At 37.3% G+C, this 13,816-nt stretch carries 10 protein-coding genes; 5 read left to right on the top strand and 5 right to left on the bottom strand.

Annotation, left to right across the window (positions count from 1 at the left end):
- Window positions 1-7 precede the first annotated feature (7 nt).
- Entirely contained in the window at window positions 8-3,049 is a 3,042-nt protein-coding gene (locus B176_RS0102965) for a T9SS type A sorting domain-containing protein (RefSeq protein WP_017257289.1), read from the top strand.
- A gap of 347 nt (window positions 3,050-3,396) precedes the next feature.
- On the opposite strand, the gene B176_RS0102960 is transcribed toward B176_RS0102965, so the two are convergent.
- From B176_RS0102960 to B176_RS0102945, 4 genes are all read right to left on the bottom strand, one after another.
- On the bottom strand, window positions 3,397-3,588 hold the full coding sequence (locus tag B176_RS0102960) for a hypothetical protein (RefSeq protein ID WP_154647872.1): 192 nt from the start codon (window positions 3,586-3,588) through the stop codon (window positions 3,397-3,399).
- A 73-nt stretch (window positions 3,589-3,661) separates the two neighbouring features.
- On the bottom strand, window positions 3,662-4,249 hold the full coding sequence (locus B176_RS0102955) for an RNA polymerase sigma factor (RefSeq protein WP_017257287.1): 588 nt from the start codon (window positions 4,247-4,249) through the stop codon (window positions 3,662-3,664).
- 512 nt (window positions 4,250-4,761) lie between these two features.
- On the bottom strand, window positions 4,762-5,283 hold the full coding sequence (locus tag B176_RS0102950; RefSeq protein WP_017257286.1) for a discoidin domain-containing protein: 522 nt from the start codon (window positions 5,281-5,283) through the stop codon (window positions 4,762-4,764).
- Window positions 5,267-6,469: a glycoside hydrolase family 88 protein gene (locus B176_RS0102945; RefSeq protein ID WP_017257285.1), complete on the bottom strand. Its 1,203-nt coding sequence runs from the start codon at window positions 6,467-6,469 to the stop codon at window positions 5,267-5,269. The genes B176_RS0102950 and B176_RS0102945 overlap by 17 nt, the downstream gene beginning before the upstream one ends.
- Before the next feature lie 435 nt (window positions 6,470-6,904).
- Between B176_RS0102945 and uvrA the strand changes: the two genes are divergently transcribed.
- The 4 genes from uvrA (at window position 6,905) to B176_RS0102920 (ending at window position 12,179) form a co-directional block, all read left to right on the top strand.
- Complete coding sequence (gene uvrA, locus B176_RS0102935; RefSeq protein WP_017257283.1) at window positions 6,905-9,700, top strand: excinuclease ABC subunit UvrA; 2,796 nt, start codon at window positions 6,905-6,907, stop codon at window positions 9,698-9,700.
- A gap of 210 nt (window positions 9,701-9,910) precedes the next feature.
- Window positions 9,911-11,080, top strand: coding sequence for a trans-sulfuration enzyme family protein (locus B176_RS0102930; protein ID WP_017257282.1), 1,170 nt, complete (start codon window positions 9,911-9,913; stop codon window positions 11,078-11,080).
- Window positions 11,081-11,201: 121 nt separating this feature from the next.
- Window positions 11,202-11,615: an OsmC family protein gene (locus B176_RS0102925; RefSeq protein ID WP_017257281.1), complete on the top strand. Its 414-nt coding sequence runs from the start codon at window positions 11,202-11,204 to the stop codon at window positions 11,613-11,615.
- Window positions 11,616-11,735: 120 nt separating this feature from the next.
- Window positions 11,736-12,179: an RrF2 family transcriptional regulator gene (locus B176_RS0102920; RefSeq protein WP_040539787.1), complete on the top strand. Its 444-nt coding sequence runs from the start codon at window positions 11,736-11,738 to the stop codon at window positions 12,177-12,179.
- A 113-nt stretch (window positions 12,180-12,292) separates the two neighbouring features.
- Here B176_RS0102920 and dnaA read toward each other — a convergent pair whose 3' ends face one another.
- Window positions 12,293-13,720: a chromosomal replication initiator protein DnaA gene (gene dnaA / locus B176_RS0102915; protein ID WP_017257279.1), complete on the bottom strand. Its 1,428-nt coding sequence runs from the start codon at window positions 13,718-13,720 to the stop codon at window positions 12,293-12,295.
- Window positions 13,721-13,816: the final 96 nt, after the last annotated feature.

Genomic DNA, 13,816 nt, shown 5'->3' with positions numbered 1-13,816 from the left:
CATAAAAATGAAAAAAATCTACTTATTAATGGCTTTGCTTTTGGTTTTACTAAAGGTAAATGCCCAAATAGACACTACCAATTTGGCTGGTAAATATGAATATATTTTTCAGCAATTAGATCGTAATCAGATTCCAACTGGGTTTATTGATGAAAGAGCTTTCCCTCTTTTTTCACTTGCTCCTTTTGACGGTATATTAACCGATAGCAATAAAGTGAATATCGACACTTGGCGAGGATTATATTTTACCCTTAGCACAGCCTGTTTGCTTAATCAGAATCCATTTGTTCCTATTACTTCGGTAAACGATAGTATTGCCACTCACAATTCGCCAACAGCTACCAGTATCCCTATAGCGGTTTTATTTGGTAAATATAACAGCGTGAAATCTTATGCTTTTTCGGCCAATTTACTGAGCATTGTAAACGATCAGGTACTGGATGTGCCTAACCGAACCGAAAACCCCTACTTAACTAAGTTTATTTTTGCTGCCAGTCCGGCAAAAGCACAATATCCAGACGAAAATTTTTCTCTCATTTTTCCATCAGACCTATTTTACAGCAATAGTGGTTTAACAGTTAGTGCTTTGTATATCGATTTTTCGGATGGCTACGGTTACCGTTCGGTATCATGGGACACAGCAATTTCGCCAACATATACATCATCAGGAGATAAAACCTTAAAATTTAAATTGGTAGTTAGTGAGAGCGTTTACGAATGCTATTCAGAAATTCATGTTGACCAGATCAATAACATTGAACCTCAAAGATATAGTGCTACTATAACAAATTCTGTCCAACATTTTGATGCTACCTCTAGCCATTCGGGCGGAAATGCAATTATACGCCTAAGCTCAAACAATTCATCAGGGCATATTAAAAAACCTTTAATTGTAGTAGAGGGGTATGATGCTTTTTCCGCTGCCCCAACTTTATCAATTACAAATTATAACTATAGAAGCTTAATTAATGATTTTGATGAAACTAATTCTCAAGGCTACGACTTCAATCAAGCATTAGACGATACAGCCAGTTACGATTTGGTGTTTTTAGATTATGCCAATGGCACAGATAATATTGTGAGAAATGCCGCTTTATTACAAGAAGTAATCACTTGGGTAAATAATCAAAAAGGAAGCAGTACAGAACAAAACGTAGTAATGGGTGTAAGTATGGGCGGTTTGGTAGCCCGTTATGCTTTAGCTAATATGACCAAGAATAATATAGTCACGCAAACCCGTTTACTAATTACGCATGATAGCCCACACCAGGGTGCAAATGTGCCCATAGGTATGCAAAAATTAGCTTTTGCACTTGGCAGTGTAGATGTATTTGGATATAAAATAAGAGATGTTTTTCCAAGCTATCAGGAAGCTGTCGATTTGTTAAATGCGCCTGCAACAACAGAGTTGTTAAAATATAGGGTAACCAGTGAGTTCAGCAGTATTGCTAACAACACTTTCTTATCAAGTTTTTATAAGCCTATGGTAACATTTTCATCTTCAAACCCTCAACCAACATATCGTTTTATAGCTACTAGCCAAGGTTCGGAATGCGGGACACCTTTATTTGCTCCTGGTTCCAATATCTTAAATATACAGGGCAGTGCAGGTGCTTTAATTCCCCTTGCATTAACAACTGTTAAGGCAAGTTTAGAAATCAACGCCAACGCATTGCCAAATATTGGTTCGTCGGCTACAATTGCAAAAGTAAGGTTTATGGCTAAAGTAAAGCTTTTTGGGTTTATAACTATTGCTAAAGATTTTTATAATTACACCAGCAATATTAACTCATCAACGTTTTTACCAATAGATGGGGCTACTGGTGGTACATCTCCGATTGGTTCTTTAGATGCTTCGGGTACCAGTGCCAGCGGATATTTCCCATTACTATATAATTACAGTGCAAATTTGAATACAGCAACAATCAGTAATTTCTGTTTCGTTCCTACTGCTAGTGCTTTAGATGTACAAAACTTTAATAACGCCAGCTTATCTGGGGTTTATGTGAATGGATGGAGTCCGATAAACCCATCTTCAGCAGAAACATTCATAGCACAAGAACCATTATCGGGTGGGGGTGCAGGAACATTCAATGAAAGCCACATCCGTTTTACTGCAAGAAATGCCGAATGGATATTTAAAGAAATGCAAAACTCTACAAGTAATAATCTAATTTGTTCAAATAATTGTTCTCCATCGGTTAATAGCGATTTAATCTCTGGCGCTTCCAGTCTCTGTACCACTCCAGAAACCTATTCTGTAACTAATCTACCCACAGGCACCTCCATTTCATGGTCAACTAGTCCAACTAACATTGTTACATCAACGGTTAATGGAAGTAGCATAACACTAACGCCGATACACGGGGGTTATGTTACTTTAACGGCATCTTTAATTACTGCTTGTGGCACCGTTGCCATAAATAAACCCATCAAGGTTTCTCAGCCTGAGCCATACCAAATCACTAATAGTGGAAATACTACTTCTGGTGGTATCCATGCAGAACTATTTAGTCATGATGGTTATACTCCAAAAAGTTACGAAATTGACAGTCGTACTAGATATTTTGAAATTGAAAGCACAGACGGCACCCCGTTACAACCTTATAGACCTTTCGACGAGCAAATTAGCTCCACTCAGATTCTCGGTGGTGGAATTGTTATTGAAAATTTCAATCAGTCTGTCTATTTAGTAGCTCGTTATACAAACGAATGCGGAACTAGCGATTGGAAATACATTTATATTCCCTATAGTTCGTATTATACTTATACCATTTATCCTAACCCTACAAACCAGACGCTTACTGTTTCCAGAGATAAACAGGGAAAAGAAAACAAAACCACTTCAACTCCCCCGAACAACGGAAACGCAAATAAAAGTTTTTCTGTTAGCTTGTATAATGATAAAGCAACATCAATGTATCAACAAAAAAGCACAAAAGGAGATGACATTAGTTTTGATACCCATAACATTCCTAATGGCACTTACTATTTGCACATACAGGAAGGAAAAACAATCATCAAAAAACAAATTATTATTGAACATTAACTCAAACCCCTCAGTACTGAAAATATACTGAGGGGGTTTCTATAGTAAGGCCCTCGTACGAGTAAAGTTTGCGCTAACGATTGTCCAAAGGACTCCTTCGGAGAAACGGCATCCTTTTTTTGTTCTTCGACCCCCCCCTCTTCTGCTTCGCTCAGAGTGACAATTCAGGAGGACAAAAAAAAATAAAGTGGAAAGCGCTTTAAAGCGCCCAAATAACCACCAGAAATTTAGCTTAGTGTATCTAAAAATATACGTGAGATGTCTGCTAGCGTCGACATGACGGGGTTTAAAACAAAAATAGGCCACTCTTTTTACAAGAGCAGCCTATTTAGCTTTCAACGCTTTTGTTAAAACGTTTTAGAAAATGCTAAGATGCGGTTAACAATATCTTCGGATGGGCTTTTTACCAAATTATTTAAAGCGGGCTTTAAGTTTTCGTAAAATTCAACATCTTCAGTACTAAGCATGTTAATAGCTCTTTGTGACATTTCTTCGTCGTTAACAATCGAATTTAAAGTAGGAGTAAGGGTTTCCATCATAAGCTGTTTAAAGTTTAATTAAAATAGAAACGCAAACTCTTTTGTAATAGTATTCAATTGTGTAATTAAAACACTAGCTCGCCTTTAAAATCAATTCTTTGTTCGTCATCATTTTACGAAGGTTGTTTAAAGCGTAACGCATACGGCCCAAAGCTGTATTGATACTTACACTGGTGAGATCGGCAATTTCTTTAAAACTTAAATCGCCGTAGTGTCGCATAATCAAAACTTCTTTTTGTTCTGATGGTAAATAATGAATCAGTTTTTTTAAATCATCATGCGTTTGCTGCTTAATCATTTTTTCCTCCATACTTTCATCGTGTATGCCTAAAACATCAAAAATGTCGAAGCCATCTGAGTTGGTGATGGTTGGGTTACGTTTCTCTTTTCTAAAATGGTCAATAACCAAGTTATGCCCAATCCGGAGCACCCAAGGTAAAAACTTACCTTCTTCGTTATACTTTCCGGCTTTAAGGGTTTTAATCACCTTAATAAAAGTATCCTGAAAAATATCTTCGGCCAAAAATTCATCTTTAACCAAAAGGTAAATGGAAGTATATATGCGTGATTTGTGTCTGGTAACCAACTCAGAAAGAGCAGATTCATTCCCCTTAATATAAAGGTGCACCAGTTCTTGGTCTGTTTTTTCGTGAAAGCTCATAATAGATCCTACTTTAAATTGTGAGTTTATTAATTATTTAAGTAGTGTTTTTTCTATATGTTTTCTCCTTTTTTACTGATGAACTTTATCAAATGAAATGATAATTTTATTAAAATCAAAATAATTAACGCGTTTTAACGTAGTCTGGATTTTTTGGTCCAAACAAAACAAGGTTAATTCACTATGTTTTTCTTTGTTTATAATCACTGACCATATACTACAATATACGAAAATAAATCTCAACATGATACATTAGCAACGATTTTATTATCCCTGTAATAAAACAGCAAAGGTTATAGACCGCAAAAGAAGCAGGCTTGCAGTTATTTTATCTAAACCCATTCTGATTTTTAAAAATTGGAAATTAGCGTTTTAAAACAAGGATAAGAACAATTTCCTTAAACGCGGAAAACTGTTACAAAGAAAAAGCTAGATGAAACACCCAGCTTTTCTTCAAAACTCGCGACCGTAAAAACGTAGTGAATTTGTTTCTTTAACTTCTGAACGGGCAGCTATTTTAGCGGCGACCTGAATAAACCAAATTCTGAGATAGTAGGGTTTAAACGTGATTGTTCAATTTTCAATCTGACTTTTGTAGTAGAAATTGGTTTAAAAGTGATTAATCGCTTATATCCAACCGTTGTACCTTGAGCAGCTTGCTCCCAAGTTTTTCCACTCCAGTATTCCAATACAAATTTCTCAATCCTTTGTCCAACAGTAATATTCTCCTGTAATAACAGAACATCAAATGTTTTCAGTTCTTTTAAATTTAACTCGATAAGGGCAGTGCTGTCTTTTCCTTTTGTTGTCCAGCTTGTGCTGTAATTATCATCCAGCAGTGCCTTGATGTTTTTTCCGTTAGAAGATGTGATAACAGCGCCTTTAGCGAGGTTCACGCCAAACGTTGCTTGTCTGATTTTTGTCCAGCCTTCTAGTGCTTCGACATCCTTTTGGTTGATTAAACCTTCTTTGTCTGGAGGTATATTTAACAGCAAAACTCCGTTGCGTCCCACAGAACTATAATAAATATCCATCAATTTCTCTGTTGCTTGGTAAGTTGCCTGTACTGTGTTTTAAAAGAAAATATGGATTTTCTCCATCCGTATTTAAATAAGCATCGCTACTTAAAGACTTGAGCATGGCAACTGCTGCATTGTAATATTTCTGCTTTTTAGATCCTTTTACAAAAGTACTCAACTCTAACAAAGCAGAACGGGTGATTGCAGCAGCAGAAGCATCTCTTGGCGTATCTTTAAATTGGGCGGGTTCAAAATTCCAATCCGGATTAAAGCCTTTTTGCCCCACATTAAAATCCCAATAAGGTATTTTATCTGTTGGCAGATTTGGATGATCTAAATAAAAATCGGCCATTTTTATAGCGGTGTTTAAAAAGCGTTTTTGCTTGGTTTCTCTAAAAACAGTGGTAAATCCATAAATTCCCCAAGCCTGTCCGCGAGCCCAAGTTGACTGGTCTGAAAAACCCTGAAGGGTTTGTTGATGAAGAACTTTTCCTGTTTTTGGATCGTAGTTAACGACATGGTACGAGCTGTAATCTTTTCTCAAATGGTTTTGCATGGTTTTTTCAGCATGCTTAATGGCAATACCTTTATAAAGTGGATCTCCAGTAACTTTTGAAGCGTAAAAAAGCAGTTCCAAGTTCATCATATTATCCATAATCACGGCGTATTCCCACAGATTAATATCGCCTTTTGATTTTCTGGTATTCCACGATTGTATACTGCCAACGATTGGCGAATAACGCTGTGTTAGTGATTTTGCCGATTGTACAAGAATCTGCTGGTATTTTGGATTATTATCAAACTTTAACGCATTGCCGTAACTGCAATACATCATAAAACCAATATCATGATGCTTGGTATTATATTGGTTAGCTTCTAATGAATTTGTCCATTTTAAAGCAGCATCTTTCCATTGAGGGTCTTTTGTATAAGCATACATATTCCACAAACTGCCAGGCCAAAAACCTCCAGTCCATTCATCTATCTGATAATATCTAAGTTTGCCATTGCTTAACAGCGAATGTGGATAATTTTTGAAATCATCACCGGTAGTTTCTAGCATGTTTTTATACAAAGGGGTTGCGGTGTTAAAGGCTTTCTTTACAAAATCATCGTCTTTATTAATCCAAGAAACGCTCAGTAAAAGCGTTAACACAACTAGAGAGGGATACTTTAAAAAATTCGGCTTCTGCACTTTCATACTTATCGTCTTTATATTTTATACGGTTTATAGTAAGAGCCTGAAAAGCCAAAAAGTCCCATCGATTAAATAAAAGATATATTTTTTTGTAGAACGCGAAATTTTATGAAACAGATTTGGCACACGATTTTTTCCGCGTTAGGGATAGCAGTGAAAATCCTTTTTTGCCATCCTAAGAACTGTCACTCTGAGCGGAGTCGAAGAGGGAGTCGAAGAACAACAAAAAAGATTGTAACGAATAGCCCGACCCTTGCGAAGCTTGGGGAACGCCCAAATGTGCTCTCAAATTAATATGAATATCATTTTTTGTTCCCTGTTGCCAACAATTGCTTTCATTTTGGCAAACGCTTATTTATTGTGGATTAATAGCTTTATTTTTGCAAACAAAATTTAGAAGCTGTTGGTTTAGCAGGAGATTTGCAGAGAGAATTGATAATGAAAGAAGAATTAGATCCACAACATAATATACTTATTAAAGGCGCCAGAGTCCATAACCTCAAAAATATTGATGTCGCCATCCCAAAAAACAAACTGGTTGTAATTACCGGAATGTCGGGATCTGGAAAGTCTTCCATTGCTTTTGATACGCTTTACGCGGAAGGACAAAGACGTTATGTGGAGAGTTTATCATCATACGCCCGCCAGTTTATGGGGCGGATGAACAAGCCTGATGTTGATTATATTAAAGGGATTGCGCCTGCCATTGCGATTGAGCAAAAGGTAATTACCTCTAACCCGCGTTCTACAGTTGGAACTTCTACGGAAATTTACGATTACCTAAAACTGCTTTTCAGCCGAATTGGGAAAACTATTTCTCCGATTTCGGGCAAAATGGTTAAAAAAGATTCGGTGACGGATGTGGTGAATTACCTATCGGAATTACCCGAAGAAAGTGTGACCACTATTTTATGTCCGCTGTACCCGCACAACAACCGTACGTTGAAAGAAGAATTGGCGGTTTTGCTACAAAAAGGTTTTTCAAGAATTGTGTTGAACGAGGAGATACGCAAAGTTGAGGATGTTTTGGAGGATGCGAGTGTTGCAAACGAAGAGATTAAAGATGAGCATAAACTGCTGATTTTAATTGATAGGATTGTGACCAACCAGGAAGATGAAACCATCAGTAGAATGGCGGATTCTGTACAAACTGCTTTTTTTGAAGGAAAAGGTGACTGTTATGTAGATTTTGACGGGGAAAGAAAACACTTTTCTGATCGGTTTGAGCTTGACGGAATCAAGTTTGAAGAGCCCACACCTAACTTTTTTAGTTTCAATAATCCTTACGGGGCTTGCCCAAAATGTGAAGGTTTTGGTCGTGTTTTAGGGATTGATGAAGATTTGGTCATTCCGGATAAGTCAAAATCTGTTTACGATGGGGCAATTGCGCCTTGGCGTGGAGAAAAAATGAAGGAATGGCTGGATGAGCTGGTAAAACATTCTGCAAAATTCGATTTTCCAATTCACCGTTCGGTTAGTCAATTGACCAATGCAGAACGTAAATTACTTTGGAAAGGAAACAAATATTTTAAAGGTTTAGATGCTTTTTTTGTTTTTTTAGAAGAGCAAACCTATAAGATTCAATATCGCGTAATGCTGTCAAGGTATCGCGGAAAAACCAATTGCCCGGATTGTATGGGCAGTCGTTTACGTTCAGACGCTACTTATGTGAAAGTAGTGGACCATTCCATTACAGATTTGGTTTTGATGCCTTTGAAGGAGTTGCTTCCATTTTTTGAAACGCTGAAACTGGATGAGCGTGATACAAAAATTGCGAAACGTTTATTGTTAGAAATCACTAACCGTATTTTGTTTTTGAACGAGGTTGGTTTAGGTTATTTAACGCTGAACAGATTGTCAAATACTTTATCAGGTGGGGAATCGCAGCGTATCAACTTGGCGACTTCTTTAGGAAGTTCTTTAGTGGGTTCTGTGTATGTTTTGGATGAACCAAGTATTGGCTTACACCCGAAAGATACCAACCGTTTAATTGGAGTTTTAAAATCTTTACGCGATGTAGGCAACACGGTTCTGGTAGTTGAACACGAAGAAGAAATGATGCAGGCGGCCGATCATTTGATTGATATTGGCCCAGAGGCGGGAACCTTAGGTGGCGAACTTATTTTTGCAGGAACTTATAATGAGATTTTAACAGATAAAAATAGCTTAACCGGTAAATATTTAAGTGGCAGAGAAAGTATAGCTGTCCCTAAAAACAGAAGAAAACCCATTGAGTTTATTGAGGTTAAAGGTGCTAGAGAAAACAACCTCCAAAATATTGATGTAAAGTTTCCTTTAAATGTGCTTTGTGCTGTAACAGGTGTTTCCGGTTCTGGAAAAACATCTTTGGTAAAAAGGATTTTATTGCCCGCTTTACAGAAAACTTTAGGTAATTATTCGGGTGAGCAAACAGGTTCTTACGATGGCATTGAAGGTGCAATAAACGAAATCACCGGTGTAGAAATGGTCGATCAAAATCCTATCGGAAGATCTTCACGTTCAAACCCGGTAACTTATGTAAAAGCCTGGGATGAAATCCGTTCTTTATATTCTTCACAAGCATCGGCGAAAGCTGGCGGTTTGAAACCTGCAGCGTTTTCTTTTAACGTAGAAGGTGGCAGATGCGATGTTTGCCAAGGCGAGGGCGAAGTAAAAATTGAAATGCAGTTTATGGCGGATATTTACTTGCCTTGCGAAGCTTGTAACGGAAAACGCTTTAAACAACATGTGTTAGACGTAACGTATAAAGACAAAAACGTATCAGAAGTTTTGGAAATGACCATTGACGAAGCTTTGGATTTCTTTAAGGATGAGCACAAAATCACGGCTAAACTACAGCCTTTGGTTGATGTTGGTTTAGGATATGTCCATTTAGGGCAGTCTTCAAATACGCTATCAGGAGGGGAAGCGCAACGAATAAAACTTGCGTCTTTTTTAATAAAAGGAAACAATAGCTCTAAAACATTATTTATTTTTGACGAGCCAACAACTGGTCTGCACTTCCATGATATTAAAAAGCTTTTAAAATCTTTTGAAGCTCTTATCAATCAAGGAAATACAATCATTGTAATTGAGCATAATATGGACGTTGTGAAATGTGCCGATTGGGTAATTGACATCGGTCCGGAAGGGGGAAATGACGGCGGAAAGTTGGTTTTTGAAGGAACGCCGGAGGAACTGGCGAAGGACAAAAGCTCGTTTACTGGGCACTATTTAAAGGAGAGATTGAAATAAAAAAGTCCATGGTCCACGGTCGGTAGTCCATAGTCTGTGAGTATAACTTATAAGGTGGCTAATGTCTCCATATCGTTTGACATGACGAGCTGTCAAAATACTCTGCATATGGGATGTTTCAAATCGTTCAACATGACGGAGTAAAAAACAAGTGATTTATTGGACAAGCCTAACAACCTAACCAACTAATCACTAACCAACTAAAAAACAATGAAAGAAGAATCCAAATTAATACGCACACAAGCAAAAAGAACTGAAAACAGAGAACATTCTGTGCCTTTGTACTTAACATCAAGTTTTATTTTTGATGATGCTGAGCAAGGCAGAGCAGTTTTTGCAGGCGAAGAAGAAGGGAATATTTATTCTCGTTATTCAAACCCAAATACCACGGAGCTGATTGACAAAATTTGTATGATGGAAGGTGCAGAAGCTGGTTTGGTGTTTTCATCAGGGATGGCAGCTGTGTTTGCTTCTTTTGCTGCATTGTTGAAATCTGGAGATCATATTGTTTCTTTCCGCTCTATATTTGGCTCTACGCATCAGTTGTTGACAGAACTTTTTCCACGATGGGGCATTACTTCAACTTATGTGGATGCTTCTAAACCAGAAGATTTAGAAAAAGCGATTCAGCCGAACACCAAAATGATTTTTTTAGAAACACCATCAAACCCAGGTTTGGAGTTGGTGGATTTAGAGTGGTTGTGCAAAATCAAAGAAAAACATCCGCAAATTATCATCAATGTTGATAATTGTTTTGCAACTCCTTACCTACAAAAACCAATTGCGTACGGTGTGGATTTGGTAAGTCACTCCGCAACAAAATACATGGACGGACAAGGCCGTGTTTTGGGTGGTGCAGTTTGTGGCAGAGCAGATTTAATTAAAGAAATGATGTTCTTTATTCGCCACACTGGACCAGCAATGTCGGCATTTAACGCTTGGTTAATCTCCAAAAGTTTAGAAACAATGCCAATCCGTTTGGACAGGCATTGTAGCAGTGCATTAAAGATTGCGGAAGTTCTGGAAAGAAGTATCGAGGTGGAAGAAGTGCGTTATCCGCATTTGAAATCGCATCCGCAATATGAGCTTGCTAAAAAACAAATGAAGCAGGGTGGCGGAATTGTTACTTTTATAATTAAAGGTGGCTTTGAACGAGCAAAACGCTTTTTAGATTGTTTAGAAATGCTTTTAATTACTTCCAATTTGGGAGACAGCAGAAGCATCGCTACACATCCATCATCTACAACGCATTCTAAATTAACTGAACAAGAAAGAGAGAAAATAGGGATTTACCCAGGTTCAATCCGTCTTTCTATTGGTTTAGAAAATATTGACGATATTGTAGAGGATGTGATTAGCGCTTTGGAGAAATCTAAGTAGTGGTTAGGTTTTTCGGTGGTTAGTTTTTTAGGCTTGTTGAGCTAAAATTACAAAGCAATTTGCACAGTTCTCGATACTAGTTACTTAATACCTATCACTTAAAACTTATTACTTTAAAAACATGAAAATAGAATTAAATAGATTAAACGACGCTGTACATTTTGAAGCAAAAGGTAGTGGCGAAGTAAAAGTACATATTGATGGTTCGGAAGCAATTGGTGGACAAGGTTTAGGTGTCCGTCCGATGGAGCTGGTTTTAATGGCACTGGGGTCATGCAGTTCTTTGGATTTAATCAGCATCCTCAAAAAACAAAGACAAGAAATTACTGATTTTTCTGTGGATGTAACCGGCGACCGACGCGAAGAGATTCCAACTATATTCACAAAAATTCATATCTTATTCAAATTAAAAGGAAAGCTTGATCAAGCTAAAGCCGAAAAAGCAGCGGAATTAGCCGTAAAAAAATATTGCTCAGTACATGATATGCTGGTAGCTGGCGGTGTGGAAGTGACTTATTCTTTTGAAATAAACTAAGGCGTAAGGCTTAGGGTATGAGGTTTAAGGACTTAGAAAACACTCAATCCTTCAAAATTATTAAACAATTTGCCAAGCATTATTCTATCATTCAAAACTCAGTCATTCAAAATTAAATAATTGTTATCTAAAAAAACGAAATATGCCATTAGGGCGCTCATGGTGCTAGCAAAGGAATTTGGGGGCGAGCCTTTGAACATCCTTTCTATTTCCCAACGAGAAAAAATTCCGAAAAAGTTTTTAGAACAGATTCTTTTGGAGATGCGCAACGCTGGCTTTTTGTACAGTAAAAAAGGTGCTGGTGGTGGTTATTCTTTATTAAAGAATCCAGCAGAAATCAATCTGGTGCATGTGATGCGCTTAACTGGCGGACCTATTGCGATGCTGTCTTGCGTAAGCTTAAACTTTTACCAGCGCTGTGATGAGTGTAGAGACGAAGAAACCTGTGGTATTAGAGATGCTTTTCAGAGCGTAAGAGATGCAACTTTGAAAATCCTATCAGAAACTAGCATAGCAGATTTAATTATTAAAGAACAGGTACTTGGCGATAAGTTTAAGATTTAGCGCTGTTTAAAAAACATAGATTTCTCTAGCTCAAAGATTGCCTGCACAAAATAATATCTCAAAAAATCCCTTAACTTCTTCAGCTAAGGGATTTTTATTTTCAACGAGTTTTATTAACTCATTTTAAGTTTTTTCTGGATATCCTGTACGTAAGCTTTAAATTTCTTATCAGTATCTATTAAATCTTCTACGGTTTGGCAAGCGTAAATTACGGTTGAGTGATCTCTGCCACCAAAAAATGCGCCTATCGATTTCAATGAAGTTTTTGTATGGCTTTTTGCTAAATACATAGAAATCTGACGGGCCTGTACAATTTCGCGTTTACGCGTTTTAGACTTCACCATTTCTACCGGAACTTCAAAATATTCGCAAACCAACTTCTGGATATACTCCATAGAAATCTCTTTGCTTGTGTTTTTGATAAAGTTCTTTAACATCTGCTTAGCTAACGCTAAATCGATCTCTTTCTTATTAAGTGTTGATTGCGCCAATAAAGAAACCATTGCGCCTTCAAGCTCTCTAACGTTATTGTCAATATTATTGGCTACGTATTCAATTACATCGTTAGGTAACTCTATACCGTCTTGGTACATTTTCTTTTTAAGAATTGCCATGCGGGTTTCAATATCAGGAACAGATAAATCTGCTGATAAACCCCATTTAAATCTTGAAAGTAATCTTTCTTCTAAACCTGCCAAATCTTTTGGTGGTTTATCAGAAGTGATGATCAACTGCTTTCCAGATTGGTGCAGGTGATTAAAAATATGGAAGAAAATGTCCTGTGTTTTTTCTTTACCTGCAAAATTATGCACATCATCCATAATGATGATATCCATTGCTTGGTAAAAATTAACAAAGTCGTTAATGGTATTATTCTTTAGGGAATCAACAAACTGCTGACAAAATTTTTCGCAAGAAACGTAAATCACCAATTTGTCTGGCATGGTACGTTTTACTTCGTTACCAATTGCTTGCGCCAAATGCGTTTTACCTAAGCCCACTCCGCCATAAATCATTAAGGGATTAAAAGAAGTTCCGCCTGGTTTTGCACTTACCGCATAACCTGCTGAACGGGCTAAACGGTTGCAGTCTCCTTCAATAAAATTTTCGAAAGTATAGTTAGGATTTAGCTGTGGATCTACCTGTAATTTTTTAAGCCCTGGAATTACAAATGGATTCTTAATATCCTTGTTCAAAGCTACCGGCATTGGGATAGATTGGTTCTTCCCTTCTGCTCCGTTTCCACTTGATGGTAAGTTGGTTGTATATGGCTTTTGTGACGATGATTTTTCGACTACGATGTTATATTCTAAACGACCGGAATCTCCAAGATGCTTCTTTACAGTTTTGCGTAAAAGCCCTACGTAATGCTCTTCTAACCATTCGTAAAAGAATAAACTAGGCACTTGTATGGTTAACACGCTAGCCTCTAACCGTAGTGGAATGATTGGCTCAAACCAGGTTTTGAAACTTTGAGTCGGAATGTTATCTTTTATGATTTGCAGACAGTTTTCCCATACACTTGTACAAGTTTTTTCCATTTGAATTTTCTAATATGTTGATTTAAAATGCGATGGAAGTTTGGCGGGGATGCTTACTTCCGAGCATCGAAGATTCAAAAAAAAATCGGTTAAAAA

This window comes from Pedobacter arcticus A12, from assembly GCF_000302595.1.
Lineage (GTDB): Bacteria > Bacteroidota > Bacteroidia > Sphingobacteriales > Sphingobacteriaceae > Pseudopedobacter > Pseudopedobacter arcticus.
Note: the sequence above shows the minus strand (reverse complement) of the source record. Positions and strands in the feature narration are given on the sequence as shown.